Origin of the sequence: Falsirhodobacter deserti (assembly GCF_004015795.1) — a bacterium.
GTDB classification, from domain to species: domain Bacteria; phylum Pseudomonadota; class Alphaproteobacteria; order Rhodobacterales; family Rhodobacteraceae; genus Falsirhodobacter; species Falsirhodobacter deserti.
Genome location: NZ_ML137218.1, coordinates 149,435 through 167,536, shown reverse-complemented (window position 1 = coordinate 167,536; position 18,102 = coordinate 149,435). Strand labels below are relative to the sequence as shown.

21 protein-coding genes are annotated in these 18,102 nt (G+C 65.2%); 16 read left to right on the top strand and 5 right to left on the bottom strand.

What is annotated here, in order from left to right; genetic code table 11:
• Entirely contained in the window at positions 1–471 is a 471-nt protein-coding gene (gene greA / locus JX25_RS00855; protein WP_164876021.1) for a transcription elongation factor GreA, read from the bottom strand.
• Positions 472–693: 222 nt separating this feature from the next.
• Between greA and JX25_RS00850 the strand changes: the two genes are divergently transcribed.
• The 3 genes from JX25_RS00850 to JX25_RS00840 all read left to right on the top strand — a co-directional run bounded on the left by JX25_RS00850 (position 694) and on the right by JX25_RS00840 (position 4,943).
• The gene (locus JX25_RS00850) at positions 694–2,346 is read left to right on the top strand and encodes an electron transfer flavoprotein-ubiquinone oxidoreductase (RefSeq protein WP_128253244.1); all 1,653 of its coding nucleotides are present in this window, start codon (positions 694–696) and stop codon (positions 2,344–2,346) included.
• Between the two features lie 88 nt (positions 2,347–2,434).
• A complete protein-coding gene (locus JX25_RS00845; protein WP_128253243.1) occupies positions 2,435–4,141 on the top strand; it encodes a tetratricopeptide repeat protein in 1,707 nt (568 codons plus the stop codon).
• Positions 4,128–4,943: a 4-(cytidine 5'-diphospho)-2-C-methyl-D-erythritol kinase gene (locus JX25_RS00840; RefSeq protein WP_128255131.1), complete on the top strand. Its 816-nt coding sequence runs from the start codon at positions 4,128–4,130 to the stop codon at positions 4,941–4,943. Before JX25_RS00845 ends, JX25_RS00840 begins: the two co-directional genes overlap by 14 nt.
• Here the strand turns inward: JX25_RS00840 and JX25_RS00835 are convergent.
• Positions 4,940–5,941, bottom strand: coding sequence for a polyprenyl synthetase family protein (locus JX25_RS00835; protein ID WP_128255130.1), 1,002 nt, complete (start codon positions 5,939–5,941; stop codon positions 4,940–4,942). The genes JX25_RS00840 and JX25_RS00835 overlap by 4 nt on opposite strands.
• A 44-nt stretch (positions 5,942–5,985) precedes the next feature.
• On the opposite strand from JX25_RS00835, the gene JX25_RS00830 reads away from it, so the two are divergent.
• The 3 genes from JX25_RS00830 to JX25_RS00820 are packed head-to-tail and all read left to right on the top strand — an operon-like array spanning position 5,986 to position 7,201.
• Entirely contained in the window at positions 5,986–6,198 is a 213-nt protein-coding gene (locus tag JX25_RS00830) for a putative signal transducing protein (protein WP_128253242.1), read from the top strand.
• The gene (locus tag JX25_RS00825; protein WP_128253241.1) at positions 6,198–6,977 is read left to right on the top strand and encodes a tRNA1(Val) (adenine(37)-N6)-methyltransferase; all 780 of its coding nucleotides are present in this window, start codon (positions 6,198–6,200) and stop codon (positions 6,975–6,977) included. Before JX25_RS00830 ends, JX25_RS00825 begins: the two co-directional genes overlap by 1 nt.
• 56 nt (positions 6,978–7,033) lie before the next feature.
• Entirely contained in the window at positions 7,034–7,201 is a 168-nt protein-coding gene (locus tag JX25_RS00820) for a YdcH family protein (protein ID WP_128253240.1), read from the top strand.
• Positions 7,202–7,268: 67 nt separating this feature from the next.
• Here JX25_RS00820 and JX25_RS00815 read toward each other — a convergent pair whose 3' ends face one another.
• On the bottom strand, positions 7,269–8,093 hold the full coding sequence (locus JX25_RS00815) for an EAL domain-containing protein (RefSeq protein WP_128253239.1): 825 nt from the start codon (positions 8,091–8,093) through the stop codon (positions 7,269–7,271).
• Between the two features lie 99 nt (positions 8,094–8,192).
• Between JX25_RS00815 and JX25_RS00810 the strand changes: the two genes are divergently transcribed.
• On the top strand, positions 8,193–8,786 hold the full coding sequence (locus tag JX25_RS00810; RefSeq protein WP_128253238.1) for a DNA-3-methyladenine glycosylase I: 594 nt from the start codon (positions 8,193–8,195) through the stop codon (positions 8,784–8,786).
• Here JX25_RS00810 and JX25_RS00805 read toward each other — a convergent pair.
• Positions 8,745–9,284, bottom strand: coding sequence for a TlpA family protein disulfide reductase (locus JX25_RS00805; RefSeq protein ID WP_128253237.1), 540 nt, complete (start codon positions 9,282–9,284; stop codon positions 8,745–8,747). The genes JX25_RS00810 and JX25_RS00805 overlap by 42 nt on opposite strands.
• Before the next feature lie 22 nt (positions 9,285–9,306).
• On the opposite strand from JX25_RS00805, the gene argH reads away from it, so the two are divergent.
• The 5 genes from argH to JX25_RS00790 are packed head-to-tail and all read left to right on the top strand — an operon-like array spanning position 9,307 to position 14,652.
• Positions 9,307–10,707, top strand: coding sequence for an argininosuccinate lyase (gene argH / locus JX25_RS00800; protein WP_128253236.1), 1,401 nt, complete (start codon positions 9,307–9,309; stop codon positions 10,705–10,707).
• A complete protein-coding gene (locus tag JX25_RS14710) occupies positions 10,704–10,859 on the top strand; it encodes a hypothetical protein (protein ID WP_164876020.1) in 156 nt (51 codons plus the stop codon). The genes argH and JX25_RS14710 overlap by 4 nt, the downstream gene beginning before the upstream one ends.
• Positions 10,860–10,866: 7 nt before the next feature.
• Complete coding sequence (locus JX25_RS14705) at positions 10,867–11,010, top strand: hypothetical protein (RefSeq protein WP_164876019.1); 144 nt, start codon at positions 10,867–10,869, stop codon at positions 11,008–11,010.
• Positions 11,011–12,276 carry a diaminopimelate decarboxylase gene (gene lysA / locus JX25_RS00795; RefSeq protein ID WP_128253235.1) on the top strand — a complete coding sequence of 422 codons (1,266 nt, stop codon included), beginning with the start codon at positions 11,011–11,013 and terminating at the stop codon, positions 12,274–12,276. It abuts the gene before it with no gap.
• Positions 12,277–12,303: 27 nt separating this feature from the next.
• Positions 12,304–14,652 carry a DUF4175 domain-containing protein gene (locus JX25_RS00790; protein WP_128253234.1) on the top strand — a complete coding sequence of 783 codons (2,349 nt, stop codon included), beginning with the start codon at positions 12,304–12,306 and terminating at the stop codon, positions 14,650–14,652.
• Here the strand turns inward: JX25_RS00790 and JX25_RS00785 are convergent, their stop codons facing one another.
• On the bottom strand, positions 14,653–15,123 hold the full coding sequence (locus JX25_RS00785; protein ID WP_128253233.1) for a zinc-ribbon domain-containing protein: 471 nt from the start codon (positions 15,121–15,123) through the stop codon (positions 14,653–14,655).
• A 119-nt stretch (positions 15,124–15,242) separates the two neighbouring features.
• Between JX25_RS00785 and JX25_RS00780 the strand changes: the two genes are divergently transcribed.
• From JX25_RS00780 to JX25_RS00765, 4 genes are read left to right on the top strand one after another with little or no spacing between them, the layout of a single operon-like run.
• Entirely contained in the window at positions 15,243–15,914 is a 672-nt protein-coding gene (locus JX25_RS00780) for a cell division ATP-binding protein FtsE (protein WP_128253232.1), read from the top strand.
• A complete protein-coding gene (locus tag JX25_RS00775; RefSeq protein WP_128253231.1) occupies positions 15,914–16,816 on the top strand; it encodes a cell division protein FtsX in 903 nt (300 codons plus the stop codon). The genes JX25_RS00780 and JX25_RS00775 overlap by 1 nt, the downstream gene beginning before the upstream one ends.
• A complete protein-coding gene (locus JX25_RS00770) occupies positions 16,813–17,499 on the top strand; it encodes a lysophospholipid acyltransferase family protein (protein ID WP_128253230.1) in 687 nt (228 codons plus the stop codon). The genes JX25_RS00775 and JX25_RS00770 overlap by 4 nt, the downstream gene beginning before the upstream one ends.
• Positions 17,496–18,101 (top strand): pyridoxamine 5'-phosphate oxidase family protein, encoded by a 606-nt coding sequence (locus tag JX25_RS00765; protein ID WP_128253229.1) that lies wholly within the window; start codon positions 17,496–17,498, stop codon positions 18,099–18,101. Before JX25_RS00770 ends, JX25_RS00765 begins: the two co-directional genes overlap by 4 nt.
• Position 18,102: the final 1 nt, after the last annotated feature.

Genomic DNA, 18,102 nt, shown 5'->3' with positions numbered 1-18,102 from the left:
TCAGATATAACGCACGGCGAGGATCTCGTAGCCCCTATCGCCGCCCGGAGTTTTCACCTCGATGCTGTCGCCCGCTTCCTTGCCGATCAGCGCCCGTGCAAGCGGCGAGCGCATGTTCAGAAGGCCATTCTCGATATCGGCCTCCGCCTCGCCCACGATCTGGTAGGTCCGTTCCTCGTCGGTATCCTCGTCCACCAGCGTGACGGTGGCGCCGAACTTGATGGGGCCGGACAGCTTGGTCGGGTCAATCACCTCGGCCAGCGACAGCGTGCCCTCAAGCTCCTTGATGCGGCCTTCGATGAAGCTCTGCTTCTCGCGCGCAGAGTGGTACTCGGCGTTTTCGGAAAGATCGCCAAGTTCACGCGCCTCTGCGATGGCGCGGATCACGGACGGGCGTTCGACGGATTTCAGCGTCTTCAGTTCGTTGTCGAGCGCGGTAAACCCCGCGCGGGTCATCGGGATCTTGTCCATGGGCCTTTACCGTAAAAGCAAAGCCACGGCCTTGGGACGGGCCGTGACCTTGGCGTTCATCGGCGATCAGACTGCACAGAGGCGGATGCGAATTGCAAGCGCCGACCGGCGCGTTGCGCGGAACATCACGCATCCAATCCTGCTTTGTCACGTTGACGCGGGCGGGGGGCTGCGTCAAAAACGATCCTCAGCCCGGGCGCGCCCCAAGCCGGAGGACCTTCCATGACCGACCCGATCACCCGCGAATCAATGGAATACGACGTCGTCATCGTTGGCGGCGGCCCGGCGGGCCTGTCTGCCGCGATCCGGCTGAAGCAGGTGAACCCCGACCTTTCGGTGGTTTTGCTGGAAAAAGGCTCCGAAATCGGGGCGCACATCCTGTCGGGCGCGGTTCTGGATCCGGTCGGCCTTGATGCGCTGATCCCCGACTGGCGGGAAAAGGGTGCGCCGGTGACCGTTGGCGTGAAAGAGGACAACTTCTTCTTCCTGACGGAAACAGGCCAGAAGCGCGTGCCGAACTGGCCAATGCCCCGGCTGATGAACAATCACGGCAACTATATCGTAAGCATGGGCAATGTCTGCCGCTGGCTGGCCGAACAGGCCGAAGCGCTTGGGGTGGAGGTTTTCCCCGGCATGTCCTGCTCGGCCCTTGTGCATGGCGAGGATGGCGGCGTGAAGGGCGTGATCGCGGGCGAATTCGGCCTGAACGCCGACGGCACCCCCGGCCCCGCCTATGAACCGGGGATGGAGCTGCACGGCAAATACGTGATGCTGGCCGAAGGCGTGCGCGGTTCGCTGTCGAAAGAGGTGATTGCCACCTATGGGCTTTCGGCAGGGCACGAACCGCAGAAGTTCGGCATCGGCATGAAAGAGATCTGGGAAATCGACCCCGCCAAGCACCGGATCGGCACCGTCACCCACACGATGGGCTGGCCGCTGGACGAAAACGGTGGCGGCGGGTCCTTCATCTATCACGCTGAAAACAACCAGGTCCTGATCGGCTTCGTTGTCCATCTGGGATATGAGAACCCCTATCTTTACCCCTATGCCGAATTCCAGCGCTTCAAGCATCACCCGATGGTGGCGGACCTGCTGAAGGGCGGCAAACGCGTGTCCTATGGTGCGCGCGCGATCACCGAAGGGGGCTGGCAATCGCTGCCCAAGATGGTCGCACCGGGCGTGGCGCTTCTTGGCTGCTCGGCCGGGATGGTGAACCTGCCGCGCATCAAGGGCAACCACAACGCCATGCTGTCCGGCATCGCCGCTGCCGAGGCCGCCGCCGAAGCCATCGCCGCCGGACGTGCGGGGGACGAACTTGCCGCCTATGAAACCGCCGTCCGTGAGGGGGCGATCGGGCGTGACCTGAAAGCCGTGCGCAACGTCAAGCCGCTTTGGTCGCGCTTCGGGCTGAAGGGCTCCCTGATGCTTGGCGGCTTCGACATGTGGACAAACGAGGTTCTGGGGATGTCGTTTTTCGGCACGCTTGGCCACGGCAAGACGGATGCCGCCGCCACGCGCAAGGCCGCTGATTTCACCCCCATCGATTATCCCAAGCCCGATGGCGTGCTGTCCTTCGACCGGCTGACGAACGTCGCCTTCAGCTTCACCAACCACGAGGAAAGCCAGCCTTGCCACCTGAAGCTGAAGGATCCCTCGGTTCCGGTTTCCTTCACGCTGCCCACCTTTGCCGAACCGGCCCAACGCTATTGCCCCGCCGGCGTGTACGAGGTGGTGGAGGATGCCGATGGCCCGCGCTTCGTGATCAACTTCCAGAACTGCGTGCATTGCAAGACCTGCGACATCAAGGATCCGGCGCAGAACATCGTCTGGACCACGCCGCAGGGCGGTGACGGTCCGAACTATCCCAACATGTGACGGATTACATTCACGGCATCGGCCCGCAGCGGGGTTTGCGATCCGCCGCGATGCGCCCTATCGTCCACAGGTCGCAGCCGGAGGCCACATGCCCGACCAGTCCCTTTTCCGCCATGCCGCACTGGCACTTGCACTGATCTTGCCCGCAGGTGCCATGGCGCAGGATCCCGGCGCCTATCTGGCAGCCAAGATCGCGGCCGAGGAGGGCGACCATTCCACCGCCGCGGCATGGTTCGACCGCGCGCTGAAGGCGGATGCGGGCGATGCGCGGCTGCTGGAAAGCACCGTCATCGCACATATCGCATCGGGAAAGCTGGATCGCGCAGGCGCGGTGGCACAAACGATGGGCTCGCTGGGGCTGAACAGCCCGACCATGTATATCGCGCTGGTCGATCAGCTGGTGAAAGCCGGCGACTGGGCAGGCGTTATCGCGCTTCAGCCCGACCTTGATGCCGTGGGCAGCGTCATGAAGCAGCTGGTGGATGCATGGGCCGAGCTGGGGCGCGGCAATGCCGATGCCGCCATGGCAGGGTTCGACCGCGTAGCGCAGGCGCAGGGGCTGCAGGCTTTCGGGCTTTATCACAAGGCTCTGGCGCTGGCGCTGGCGGGGGATCTGGAAGGGGCGGATGCGATTCTTGCCGATCCCGACCATGCCGTGGCCAACACGCGGCGCGGCATCCTGGCCCGCGTTCAGGTCCTGTCGCAACTGGACCGCGCAGACGAAGCCCGCGTCGTGCTGGAGGACAGCTTCGCCGAAAGCGATCCTGCGCGCAGGATGCTGGTCGCCGCGCTTGAAAATGGCGAAACGCTGGACTGGGACATCGCCCGCAACGCGCAGGACGGCATAGCCGAGGTGCTTTATACCCTCGGCTCCGCCCTTGCGGCCGAGGCGGGGGACACCTTCACGCTGATCTATGCGCGTGTCGCGACGGACCTGCGCCCCGATCATGCCGAAGCGCAAATTCTGGTGGGCGACTTGCTGGCAGGGCAAGGGCAGACAGCCGATGCCCTTGCGGCCTATGACGCGGTTCCAGACACTGACCCCCTGCACGAAGCGGCACAGATTTCCCGCGCCGATGCGCTTTTCGCCGATGATCGCGGGGACGAGGCGGTGGCCACCCTGAGGGCACTGGCCGAGGCGCGGCCCGATGCGCTTGGCGTCAAGGTCGCGCTGGCCGATGCCCTTCGCCGGACCGGGGATTACACCGGCTCGATCGCGATCTATGACGAGGCGCTGGGGATGATCGGCTCGCCCTCGGCGCAATACTGGCCGGTGCTGTTCAGCCGCGGGATGAGCCACGAGCGGCTGGGTCAGAACGAGGAGGCCGAGGCCGACATGCGCGCAGCGCTGGATCTGGCGCCCGACCAGCCGGAAGTTCTGAACTACCTTGGCTACTCGCTGGTGGAACAGGGCCGCAAGCTGGACGAAGCGCTGGACATGATCGAACGCGCCGTTGCCGCGCACCCCGATTCCGGCGCGATCCAAGACAGCCTTGCCTGGGCGCTGTTCCGGCTTGGCCGCTTCGAAGAGGCTGTCGAGCCGATGGAAACTGCTGTCCTTCTGGAACCCGCCGATCCGATCCTGACCGACCACCTGGCCGACATCTACTGGGCTGTGGGCCGCCGCGAAGAAGCCCGTTTCCAGTGGCGTCGCGCCCTGATCTTCAACCCCGAACCCGACGAGGTGGAGCGGATCGAACGCAAGCTTGAACAGGGCCTTGATTCCGTCCTGATCGAGGAAGGACATGACGATCTGGCCGAAAAGATCGCTGGGCAGGCCGATGACGCGCGTTGATGCACTGGCGCGCGCCAAGGTGAACCTTGCGCTGCACGTCACCGGACGGCGCGAGGATGGATATCACCTGCTTGACAGCCTCGTGGTCTTTGCAGGGGTAGGCGACCGGCTTGAAGGACGAACCGCCGAAACCCTGACGCTGGAGGTGACGGGGCCGGAGGCAAGGTATCTGCAGGACGAACCCGACAATCTGGTGCTGCGCGCGGCGCGGCTGATGGGAACGGCGGACCTGCGGCTGGAAAAGGTGCTTCCCGTTGCTTCCGGCATCGGGGGCGGTTCGGCGGATGCGGCGGCCACGCTGAAGATCATGTCGGGCCTGACCGGCAAACCACTGCCCGCACCCGAACAGGTGCTGGCCCTTGGCGCGGATGTGCCCGTCTGCCTTGCCGGTACCCCCACAAGAATGAGCGGGATCGGGGAAAAGCTGTCCCCCGTTCGCCTGCCCAAGGCCTGGCTTGTTCTGGCAAACCCGCGCGTTCCCGTGCCGACGGGTCAGGTGTTCCGCGCCTTGGGCGGCTTTGGCAAGGCGCTGCCGCCGATGCCTGAACTCGCCACGGTGCTGGAACTGGTCCGCTGGCTGCGCACCACCCGCAACGATCTGGAAAAACCGGCCATCGCCGTTGCACCCGTGATCGCCGGGGTGCGGGATGCGCTGGCCGCGCTGCCAGGCTGCCTGCTGGCGCGGATGTCAGGTTCGGGCGCAACCTGCTTCGGCATTTTCGCCACTGAAGCGGAAGCGAAAGCCGGTGCCGCCGCCCTGCCCCCGGAATGGTGGGCCGCCGCCGCCCTAATGGAGCCTTAGCGGATACGCGCCACCACGAAATCGGCCAATGCGGTCAGCATGTCACGCAGATCATGCGGGGGCAGCGGGTCCAGCGCGGTCTTGGCGCGATCAGCCCATGCCAGCGCATCGGCACGGGCAGCCTCCATCGCGCCGTGCCGCGCCATGATGCCCTGCGCCCGTTCCAGATCGCCATCCTGCTGATCGCCCTGCGCGATGGTGCGATCCCAGAACGCACGCTCCTCTGCGTCGGCCTTTGCGACGGCCTTGATCACCGGCAGCGTCAGCTTGCGTTCGCGGAAATCGTCCCCGACGTTCTTGCCAATGGTGTCGGCGACGCCGCCGTAATCCAGCAGGTCATCCACGATCTGGAAGGCGATGCCCAGGGCATCGCCATAATCGCGCAAGCCTGCAACCTGATCGGGCGAAGCATCGGCGATCATGCCGCCCACCTCGGCCGCGGCGGCGAACAGGGCCGCCGTCTTGCCGCGCACCACCTGCAGATAGATGCCTTCGGTCGTCGAAAGATCCTGCGCGGCGGTCAGTTGCAGCACCTCGCCCTCGGCGATGGTGGCCGAAGCGTTGCACAGCACGTCCAGCACATCCATCCGTGCCGGTTCCACCATCAGCTGGAACGACCGCGCAAACAGGTAATCCCCTACCAGAACCGACGACTTGTTATCCCACAGCAGGTTCGCCGTGGGGCGCCCGCGCCGCTGGGCGCTTTCATCGACTACGTCATCATGCAGCAGCGTTGCGGTGTGGATGAATTCAACCGTGGCGGCCAGATGGACGTGGAACGGACCGTCATAGCCGCACATCCGCGCCGCGGCCAGCACCAGCATCGGGCGCAGGCGCTTGCCGCCCGCTTCCACCAGATGGGCCGTCACCTCGGGGATGCGGGGGGCGTGTTCCGAAGCCATCCGCTCGCGGATCAGGGCGTTCACACGCTCCATATCCGGGGCGAGCCATTGTCCAAGCTGGTCATGCGGCTTTTGCGAAACGTCGTCCACGTCGATCCTCGATCCTCGACAAACCTGCGTCTGCCGCATATCTGATTGTCATGAAAGAGCTTCTGCGCACCACCGATCCCACCGTGATCGCCTTTGCACAGGCGCTGCTTCAGGGCGAGGGTATAACTGCCTTTGTCATGGACGTCCACATGAGCATCCTTGACGGCGGAATCGGGGCCTTGCCGCGCCGCATGATGGTGCATGAGAAGGATCATTTCATGGCCAGCAGCATCCTGACCGATAACGGCCTGTCGCTGAGCTGATGAGCGATCTGACCGAAGACGGCTTTCTGGATGGCCGGCTGCGCATCCTGCAACCGAAGGGGGGATATCGCGCGGCGACGGACCCTGTTTTCCTTGCCGCCGCCGTTCCCGCCCAGCGCGGACAGGCAGTGCTGGAACTTGGCTGCGGCGTCGGCGTCGCCTCCCTTTGCCTTGCGCTGCGCACCGGTGCCATCATGACGGGGGTGGAACTTCAGCCCCCCTATGCCGCGCTTGCCCGCCGCAATGCCGAGGCCAATGGCCTGCCGCTGACAGTGATCGAGGGCGATCTGGACCAGCTTCGCCTGACAGGCAGCTTCGATCATGTCATCGCTAATCCTCCGTACTATTTCGGAGGCACAGCTGCCCAAGATTTAGGCCGCGACATCGCATTGCGCGAAGATCTTCCGCTGGCCCGCTGGATGGATGTGATGGCCCGCAGGCTGCGCCCGGGCGGCACGATGACGCTGATCCTCGGGGCGGACCGTCTGCCCGATGCCTTGCAGGGGCTGCCGGGTTCGGTGGGCTCCACCGTGGTTCTGCCCCTTGCTGCACGCGAAGGACGGGCGGCCAAAAGGTTGATTATTCAGACAAAGAAGGGGGGACGGGCGGCCTTCGTGCTTGCTGCACCGGCCATTCTTCATTCGGGTGCTGTTCATGACGGCGATGGTGACGATGCCAGTCCCCTTGCACGTTCCATCCTGCGCGAAGGTGGCGGATTTCCGCAGCCGTTATCGGCCAGCCCCCGCGCACGCAAGAATATTATCCAAAAAGAAACGTGACACGACTCAGGCTGCGTGTTGCAATTCTTTTACACGCAATCACACAGGAGACCGTCATGTCTGTCGCTTCGCACCTGCAAGAACTGCGCCGCAAGCACGCTTCGCTCTCGAACTCGGTCATTTGGGAACAGCGCCAACCTGCTGCCGATACCATCCGGATTGCCGAACTGAAAAAACAGAAGATGCGCCTGAAAGAGGAGATCACCCGCCTCGCGCGGATCTGACATCCAAACGAATTTGGCGGCGCCCCGTTGGCCGGAACGGGGCACCGCCGGTCATCACGCCCTTATGTCAGGCGGAAAGGGAAATACTGTCGCGCGGCCAGTCGGGCCGTGTTGTCGGCGCTCCGAACAGATAGCCCTGAAGGCAGTCCACGCCGATGGATCGCAGGAACTCTGCCTCTGCCACCGTTTCGACCGATTCCGCCACCGTGACCATCTCGAAGTGCCGCCCGATGGATTGCAGCGCCTGTGTCAGGACCTGGTTGTCGGTGCTGCTGTCGATGCCGCGGATGAACTGCCCGTCGATCTTGACCATATCGAAGAAGAAGTCCCTGAAATACCGGAAGGCCGTATATCCCGCACCGAAATCGTCCAAAGCGAAGGCGATGCCCTGCCGCTGAAGATCATCCATGAACGATGTGACAAGTTCCGGCACCAGCATGGCGGAACTCTCGGTGATTTCCAGGATCAACCGTTCGGCCACCGTCGGATCGCGTTTCAGCCCGCGGTGCAGCGCCCGCATCCATGGGGCATAGCCGATGGAGCGTGCGGACATGTTCACCGCCAGCCGAATCCCGGGATTCTGCGCAAGCGTCCAAAGCCCGATTTCCAGCGCTGCCACGTCGATGCGGCGGCCCGTCTCCTGCTCCTCGACCGAGGCCATGAAGTCTTTGGCGGGAATGATGCGGCCGGACGGGTCCATGATCCGGATCAGCCCTTCATGAAACGCGATCCGCGAAGGATCAGACCCCAGCACGACCGGCTGGAAAGCCAGCTTCACCCGCTTCTGGTCCAGCGCCTGCGAAACCATATCCAGCGTGCGGCGGTCATTTTCCGAGATGGCGAAGCCAAGCGGCGTGCCTTCGATGGCCGCCTTGCGCTTCTTCTCCGTCATTGCTTTCCCTCCGGCTTGCATGCTGGACAGAATGGGGACCGGAGAGTAAACAAACCCTGAAGATTGCACGTTATTTCTATTTTTAGGTAATTACTTCGGATGGACGGCCAGCGCTGCCACTGGTGCGGGACCGACCCGCTTTATGTCGCGTATCACGACACCGAATGGGGCATGCCCGAAACCGATCCGCGGGCGCTTTGGGAAAAGCTGATCCTTGACGGATTTCAGGCGGGGCTGTCGTGGATCACCATCCTGCGCCGCCGAGACGGGTTCCGTGAAGCGTTCGAAGGGTTCGAGCCCGCCACCATCGCGACCTGGGGCGAAGCGGAGGTTGCCCGCCTGCTGACCGATACCCGCATCATCCGCCACCGCGGCAAGATCGAGGCGACGATCCTGAACGCCCGCGCATGGCTGGAGATCGAGGATTTCAGCGCCTTCCTTTGGGATTACGTGGATGGCCGTCCGCTGGTGAACGCACCCGCGATCCCCGCCGACATTCCTGCCGCGACAGCGCTGTCGACCCGCATTTCCAAGGATCTGCGCAAGCGGGGCTTCCGGTTCTGCGGCCCGACCATCACCTATGCCTTCCTTCAGGCAACGGGGCTGGTGAACGACCACCTTGTGACCTGCCCCGCCCGCGCCCGCTGCCTGTCAGCCGGAAAGCGCATCGAACAGGGCAAGCGCATCGGGTGAATCCCATTCGGCGTCGCCCGTCAGGCGCCCGACGATCTGCCCCTCGGGATTCAGGATCAGCGTCACGGGAAGGCCGATCACCCCCACGCTGCGCGACAGCGCCATGTCGGGATCGCGAAGCGCCTGCAGATTGGTGATTCCCTCTTCCTCGAAGAACTCCCGGATCTTGGGGACGGCATTGCGCCCCGTGGCCACCGTCACCACCGCAAGATCGGGCCGCTGGGCCTGAAGCCGGTCCAGCGAGGGCATCTCGTGCCGGCAGGGCGGGCACCAGGTGGCCCAGAAGTTCAGAACCGTCCACTTGCCCGCGAGATCGCCCGTGGGCACCACCGCATCGTCCAGCGTCAGCAGATCCGCCTGCGGCAACGGACGCTCCTCGTCGAAGGCCAGCTTGCGCATGTCGCCGGCCTGCGCCGCCTTTGCAGCAGGAACGTCGGCCATCGCCACGTTTGCGCCAAGCGCCAAGGCGGTATAGACCATGAGAACCACACGCAGCATCAGACCCTCCGAAGGCTTTTCCATGACCGCATCCGACAAGACCTCTGCCAACGCCATGTGGGGCGGGCGCTTCGCCGCCGGTCCGGACGCGATCATGACGGCAATCAACGCCTCGATCGGGTTCGACCAGCGGATGGCGGCGCAGGACATCGCCGGATCGCGGGCCCATGCGGCAATGCTTGCCGCACAAGGTATCATCACGGATAACGATGCCGAGGCCATCGGCCAAGGCCTTCTCACGGTGTTGTCAGAGATTGAGGCCGGCACCTTCCCGTTCCGGGTGGAGCTTGAGGACATCCACATGAACGTGGAAGCCCGCCTGAAAGAGATCATCGGCGAGCCGGCAGGCCGCCTGCACACCGCCCGTTCGCGCAACGATCAGGTTGCGCTGGATTTCCGCATGTGGGTGCGCGACCAGTGCGATGCCGCGATCCAGGGGATCGAGGCGCTTCTGCGCGCATTCGTGGCGCAGGCCGAAGCGGGGGCGGACTGGGTCATGCCCGGCTTCACCCACCTGCAAACCGCGCAGCCGGTGACATGGGGCCACCACATGCTGGCCTATGCCGAGATGCTGGGCCGCGACCTGTCGCGCTTCCGCGATGCCCGCGCGCGGATGAACGAATGCCCGCTGGGTGCCGCCGCGCTGGCCGGAACCAGCTTCCCCATCGACCGGCACGCCACTGCAAAAGCGCTCGGATTTGACCGGCCAACGGCGAACAGCCTTGATTCCACCGCCGACCGCGATTTCGCGCTGGAGTTCCTGTCGGCCTCGTCGATCTGCGCGATGCACCTGTCGCGCTTTGCGGAAGAGCTGGTGATCTGGTCCTCCGCCCAGTTCCGCTTCGTGCGCCTTTCGGATCGCTGGACGACCGGATCGTCCATCATGCCGCAGAAGAAGAACCCCGATGCCGCCGAGTTGCTGCGCGCCAAGATCGGCCGCATCATGGGCGCGACGGTGGCGCTGTTCACCGTGATGAAGGGCCTGCCGCTGACCTATTCCAAGGACATGCAGGAAGATAAGGAACAGGTGTTCGACGCCGCCGACACGCTGATGCTGTGCCTGGCCGCGATGACGGGCATGGTTCAGGACATGCAGGCAAACGTGGCCGAACTGAAAACCGCCGCAGCCTCGGGTTTTTCCACCGCGACGGATCTGGCCGACTGGCTGGTGCGCGAACTGGGCCTGCCCTTCCGCGACGCCCATCACGTGACCGGCACGCTGGTCGCGCTGGCCGAAGCCAGGAACTGCGACCTGCCGGACCTGACGCTGGCCGACATGCAGGGCGTTCATGCGGGCATCCGTGCGGACGTGTTCGAGGTGCTGGGCGTGGAAAACTCCGTCCGTTCGCGCCAGTCCTATGGCGGCACGGCCCCCGACCAGGTGCGCGCACAGGTCGCCCGCTGGAAAGAGATTCTTGGATGAAGCCGCTCGCCGTCCTTGCCGTGCTGATGCTGTCTGCCTGCCAGACCGGCCCGTATCTGAATGCGGGCATCGGCATCGGGCCGGGCGGCGTGTATGTTGCCCCTTCCGTCAGCGGCCGCGTGGGCGGTGTCGGCGTGGCGGTCAGCCCCTGAGGACTTGATGAGCCATACCCTGCTTCTGGCCTGCACGCTGGCCCTTGCGACCTTTCTTGCCCTGTCGGGCTGCGGCGTTGACGGTGAACCTGTCGCGCCGAACGGAACCGACGTTTTCCCTGCCGATACCCAACCCGAGATCAACCGCTAGATGGACCACTTTCTCTACCGCTCCGGCACGCTGCATGCCGAGGATGTCGCACTGTCCGACATTGCGCAGGTGATCGGCACGCCGTTCTACTGCTATTCCACGGCGACGCTGACGCGCCATTACCAGCTGTTCACCGAGGCGCTTTCGCCCCTGCCGCACCTGGTCTGCTTTGCCATCAAGTCGCTGTCCAACGTGGCCGTGCTGAAAACGCTGGGCAACCTTGGCGCGGGCATGGACGTGGTATCCGCGGGCGAATACATGCGGGCCAAGGCCGCGGGCGTTCCGGGTGACAAGATTGTCTTTTCCGGCGTCGGCAAAACACGCGAGGAGATGCGGATCGCCCTTGAAGGCGGCATCCGCCAGTTCAACGTGGAATCCGAGCCCGAGATGCGGGCCCTGTCCGAAGTCGCCTCGTCGATGGGTGTCATCGCGCCCATCGCGATCCGCGTGAACCCCGATGTCGATGCCCGCACCCATGAAAAGATCGCGACCGGCAAATCGGAAAACAAGTTCGGCATCCCCATCGCCCGCGCGTCCGAGGTTTATGCCGAAGCGGCCCGCCTTCCGGGCCTTGATGTGGTTGGCATCGACGTGCACATCGGCAGCCAGCTGACCGAGCTTTCACCGTTCGAGCAGGCCTATCTGAAGGTGGCCGACCTGACCCACCGGCTGCGGGCCGAAGGGCATGACATCCGCCGTCTGGATCTGGGCGGCGGCCTCGGCATTCCTTATGCCCGCAACAACGAGGCGCCCCCGCTGCCCACCGATTACGGCGCGCTGATCAAGCGCACGGTCGGCGATCTGGGCTGCGAGATCGAGATCGAACCCGGGCGCCTGATTTCGGGCAATTCCGGCGTGCTGGTCAGCCGCGTGATCTATGTCAAGAACGGCGAAGGGCGGGATTTCCTGATCCTCGACGCGGCGATGAACGATCTGGTACGCCCGTCCATGTATGGCGCGCATCACGACATCGTCGCCGTGGAAGAACCCGCCGCCGGCACCGAACAGCAGCCCTATGACGTGGTGGGGCCGGTCTGCGAGACCGGCGACACCTTCGCCAAGGCCCGTCCCCTGCCCCCGTTGGCCGAAGGTGATCTGGTGGCCTTTCGTTCGGCCGGCGCTTATGGATCCGTCATGGCGTCGGAATACAACACCCGCCCGCTGATCCCCGAGGTGCTGGTGAAGGGCGATCACTATGCCGTCATCCGCGCGCGGCCGACATTTGAAGAAATTCTGGCCCGCGATACGGTGCCCGAGTGGTTGTAACCCCTGCGGCCATGACAGGCAGGTGGAATGTCCGGCGTTGAAGCGACCCTTCACCGCCTGCGCTGGCCGATCAGGCTGACGTGGGCGGGCCTTTGGGCAGAGCGGCTGGCACGGTCGTTCTGGCCCGTCTGGACGATCGCGCTTCTGTTATTCGCCGTTCTTGCCTTTGGCGTGCAGGACAGCCTTCCGCTTGAGGTGGCATGGGGCGCGATGGTTCTGGCCGTCGCGGGCGGTTTCGGCTTCACCATCCGCGGCATGCGCCGCTTCCGCCGCCCCCGCCGGGCCGAGGCCGTGGCGCGCCTTGACGCCTCGCTTCCCGGGCGGCCCATCTCCTCGCTGACCGATAGGCAGGCGATCGGCAGCAGCGATCCGGCATCCGCCGCCGTGTGGGAAGCGCATCGCCGCCAAATGGCCGCACGAACCGCAGGGGCCCGTGCGGTTGCCCCCAATCCCGATCTGGCCCGCCGCGACCCCTTCGCCCTGCGCTACGTCGCACTGACGGCGCTGGTCATGGCGCTTTTGTTCGGATCCGTCTGGCGCGTTGCGACGGTGGCCGGGCTTCCTTCCGGCTCTCAGGCGGCGACGGGGCCGATGTGGGAAGGCTGGATTCAGCCGCCGGCCTATACCGGCAAACCCTCGTTGTATCTTGCCGATCTGGACGGAACGGTGATGGCGCCCGAAGGCAGCCGGGTGCAGATCCGCCTTTACGGCGATGTGGGCGATCTGACCGTGTCCGAAACCGTCTCGGCCCGGACCGAGGCCGCGACCGCCTCCGCCCCCGAGCAGGAGTTCGAATTGCGCCAGTCCGGCACGCTGGCCATTTCCGGCAATGGCGGAAAGCAATGGACGGTTCAGGTCACCCCTGACGCGTCGCCGACGGTTTCAGGCGTCGAAGATCTTCAGCGCGAAGCGGATGGCGAAACCCGCCTGCCGTTCGAGGCGGGGGATGATTACGGCATCACCGGCGGCACCGTGCAGATCGCGCTGGACCTTGCCGCCGTTGATCGCCGCTATGGCCTGACGCCCGATCCCGAACCGAGGGAGCCGGTGGAGCTTTCCCTGCCGCTGCCCGTCACGGGTGACCGGCGCGAATTTTCCGAAACGGTTGCGCAGGATCTGTCGCAGCACCCCTTTGCCAACCTGCCCGTTTCGATCCGATTCACCGTCACCGATGCCGCAGGCCGCACCGGCGAAGATGTGGTTCATGCCGTTCTGCCTGCCCGCCGCTTCTTCGACCCGCTGGCCGCAGCCTTGGTGGAGATGCGCCGCGATCTGCTGTGGAACCGCAGCAATGCGGTTCGTGTCGATCAGGTTCTGAAGGCGGTTACCTATCGTCCGGAGGGGCTGTTTTCTGATGAACGCGCCTTCTTGCGCCTGCGCGTGCTGATGCGCGATCTGTCTGCCCATGCCGCCGATCTGGGCGCGGAGAAACGGGACGAGATCGCGGCGGGCCTTTGGGACATCGCACTGCTGCTGGAAGAGGGCGACGCCGGATCGGCGCAGGAGCGGATGCAGCGCGCGCAGGACCGGCTGGCGCAGGCGATGCGCGAAGGGGCCGACCCGTCCGAGATCGAGACCCTCATGCAGGACTTGCGCGAGGAGACGGAGGATTACATCGACGAACTGGGCCAGCAGTCGCAGAACGCCCCGCAGCCGCCGCAGGGCGAAACGCAGGAACTGTCCGAGGACCAGCTGCAGCAGATGATGGACCAGATCCAGTCGCTGATGGAACAGGGCCGCATGGCCGAGGCGCAGGCCCTGATGGAACAGTTGCGCCAGATGATGGAAAACCTGCAGGTGACCGAAGGCGAAGGCGAAGGCGGTCGGGGCAGCGGCGGAACCATGCGCGATCTTCAGGACGCGCTGCGCGACCAGCAGGACCTGTCGGATGAAGGCTTCCGCGGCATGCAGGACGGACAAACTGACCAAGGCAGCCTTGCGGATCGCCAGCGCGACCTGCGCGAACGGCTGGAGGGCATGCCCGATGCAGGGGAAGCGGGCCGGCAGGAACTGGACCGGGCAGGCCGCGCAATGGAAGATGCCGAACGCGCGCTGCGAAATGGCGACATGTCCGGCGCGCTTGATCGCCAGGCCGAGGCGATGGAAGCCCTGCGCGAAGGCATGCGAAACATCGGCGAGGCGCAGAATCCGCCCCCCTCGTCCGAGGACGGTTCCGATGAGGCGTCCCGTGATCCGTTGGGCCGCACGCCGGGGGATACGGGCCGCATCGGCTCGGACGAGAACATGCTTCAGGGGCAGGATCAGGCCCGTCAGCGGGCCGAACAGCTTCTGGATGAAATCCGCCGCCGCTCGGGCCAGCAGGACCGGCCGGAAGGAGAGCTTGATTACCTGCGCCGCCTGCTGGATTTCTTCTGATCAGCGGGACTGGAAGGGGGCCAGCTTGCCATCCAGCCAAAGGCGCAGCCCGTCCACCCCTGCCACGTAACGGTCCAGCGGGTCGGCAAGGGACGGAACCTCGCGTTCCAGCCAGGGGGCGCCAAGGTAAAGGGCGGCAAGGACCGCCAGCGGAAGCAGGGCCAGCACGAACCCGCGGATGAAGACACTCCGCCGCGACGTGTGCGGCGGCGGGGCCGGCGGCGGCGAAGGGGGCAACCCCTCGCGCCGGCGTTCGGCCGCTTCGCGCTCCGCTTCCTCGCGCAGGACGGTGCGGAAATCGGCCGGCGGACGCTTCACCGGCAGGGGTTTGTCATAATCGAGGGTTTCGACATGGGCATGCTGAAGCCACTTGTGGCCGCAGGCCGAACATTGCACTTCGCGCCCCTCGTCGGGGATGGCGGTAGCTTCGACCTCGTATTGCGCACCGCATTCCGCACAGCTGATCCGCATGACTTTCCCCTTCGCTTTCGGGTGTTGTAGCAAGGGCGGGAATGCTATCCAAGCCTATGGTGTTGCAAGCGCCGGGAAGCTTGGGCAACGTCGCGTCATGATGCAGGGGGAAAAGCCGGGTGATCGCCTTCGACAACGTCGCCTACAGTTATGGCGGAGGGGAACTTTTCTCAGCGATCAACCTGTCGCTGCAGCCCGGATCGTTCCACTTCCTGACGGGTCCGTCGGGGGCTGGAAAATCCACCTTCCTGAAGTTGTGCCACGGCGAGCTGTTTGCGACCGAAGGCACCGTGACCCTGTTCGACCGTGACATCCGCAGCGTGAACCGTGACGGGCTGGCACGGATGCGGCGGCGCGTGGGCGTTGTGCAGCAGGATTGCCAGTTCCTTGACCATCTTCCCGTGGCCACCAACGTGACCCTCCCCCTCAGCGTGACGGGGCGCGAGGCCGACCCGCAGGATCTGGCGGATCTTCTGCACTGGGTGGGCCTGACACGGCATGCCAGTGCCTTTCCGCCGGAACTTTCGGGCGGCGAACGCCAGCGTGCGGCCGTTGCACGCGCCGTCATCATGTCGCCCGACCTGATGCTGGCGGATGAACCGACGGGCAATCTCGACTGGGAAATGTCGCTGCGCCTGCTGACATTGCTGGTGGAGCTGAACCGCATGGGCAAAACCATCCTGATCGCCACCCACGATCTGAACCTGATCCGCGCCGCCAAGACGCAGGTGCCGGCGCGGGTTCTGCGCATAAAGGGCGGGCGTGTCGAACTGGCGGGGGCGGAACTTTGATGGATATCCGCGGCATTCTTCGCGATCTGACCCGTCCCGATCCGGGGGCCGAACGTCTGGTCCCCCCGACCGGTACCGGCGCATGGCTGGCCATCTTCACCTCCGCAGTGATGGCGTTTCTTGCCGTCTTCGCGCTGTCACTTTCGCTGGCGGCGGGGCGCCTGGCGGATCGCTGGTCGGATGCGCTGGCCCGCACCTCCACCATCCGCATTTCCGCCCCGGCGGAACAGGCGCAGGGCCAGCTGGACACGGTCATGGCGATCCTGAACGCCACCCCCGGTATCGCCAGTGCCCGCGCCCTGAGCGAGGAGGAGGAGCGTGCCCTTCTGACCCCGTGGTTCGGGGCGGATCTGCCGCTCGGCTCCCTCCCCATTCCGCAACTGGTGGAGATTGCCGAGGAAGGCGCGGGATTTGATGCCGAAGGCCTGCGCCAACGCCTTGAGGCCGAGGCACCGGGCGCGGTGCTTGACGATCATGCCCGCTGGCGCCAGCCGCTGGCCGTGGCCGCAAGCCGTTTGCGCCTTCTGGGCTGGGGCTCGCTTCTGTTGATCCTTGGCACGACGGGGGCGGTGATCACGCTGGCGGCCAATGCCTCGCTGGCCGCCAACGCGCAGGTGCTGCGGGTGCTGCGGCAGATCGGGGCGCAGGACGGTTACATCGCACGGGCCTTCGTGCGCCGGTTCACCCTGCGCACGATGTCGGGATCGGCCGCGGGCGTTCTGGCAGCGATCCTTGCGATCTGGATCATGCCCTCGGCGCAGGCGGCGGGCGGGTTTCTGACGGGCCTTGGCTTTTCCGGTGCAAGCTGGCTGCTGCCATGGCTTCTGCCGCCGCTTTGTGCCGCCGTCGCCTTTGCCGCCACGCGCGCCGCCGCCTTCCGCAAACTGGCAGAGATGACATGATACGTTCAGCCCTCTTTGCCGCGCAGATGTATCTGGCAATGGGCGTGCTGGGTCTGGCCTTCGCGCCCGCGGCGCTTCTATCCCGCGACGGGGCGGTACGGGCCTGCAAGCTGTGGTGCGCCTGGGTTCGGTGGACGGCGCGCTGGATGCTGGGCCTGCGCACCGAAATCCGCGGAACGCCGCCCGAAGGCGCGGTTCTGGTGGCGGCCAAGCATCAGTCCTTTCTGGATGTGATCCTGATCTTTGCCGCCCTTCCCCGCCCCCGCTTCGTCATGAAGGCCGAGCTGATGCGAATGCCCGTCTTCGGCTGGTACGTTGCCCGCCTTGGCTGCATTCCCGTGCAGCGGGGCAAAAAGGGCGAGGCGGTGGCGAACCTGTTGCAGGCCGCCGGCAGCGGCGAAGGGCAGATCGCGATCTATCCGCAAGGAACGCGCGTACCGCCGGGGCAGGATGCACCCTACCGATACGGTGCGGCGGCGCTTTACGCCCATCTGGGCCAGCCCTGCATCCCCGTTGCCACCAATGCGGGATACCTTTGGCCGCTTGGGCTGCGCCGCCATTCCGGCCTTGCGATCGTGGAGTTTCTGCCCCCCATCGCCCCCGGCCTTGCCCCGGATGTTTTTCTTGCCACGCTGGAGGACCGGATCGAAACCGCCTCGGCCCGCCTTGCGGAGGAAACATGACCTTCATCGAAACGCTGGACGATCTGCAAAAGGTTTACGGCAAACCCGGCGATGCCGCGCAGAAGAAGGTGACGGACCGGCTGACGCCGTCCTATGCCGCCTTTATCGATCGAAGCCGCTTCTGCGTTCTGACGACGGTGGGGCCGGAAGGCACCGATGGCAGCCCGCGCGGAGATGACGGGCCCGTGGTGCGCATCCTTGATCCGCAAACGCTGGCCATGCCGGACTGGAAGGGCAACGACCGCGTCGATTCCCTCCGCAACATCGTGCGCGACGGGCGATGCAGCCTGATCTTCCTTGTCCACGGGTCCAACAACGCGATGCGGGTGAACGCACGGGCGCGGCTGACGGTGGATGACGATTTGCGGGCAAGGTTCGCACGGGGCGATCTGCGGCCCCGCTGCGTGATCCTGTTCCGGATCGAGGAGGTCTACAGCCAGTGCGCCCGCGCGCTGATGCGGTCCGGCCTGTGGTCGCGCGGGCCGGATGCGGACGGGCTGCCCACCGTTGGCGACATGCTGCGCGATGCAACGAACGGCGCCTTCGATGGCGCCACCTATGACGCGGACTGGTCCGCACGCGCCGCACGAACCATGTGGTAGA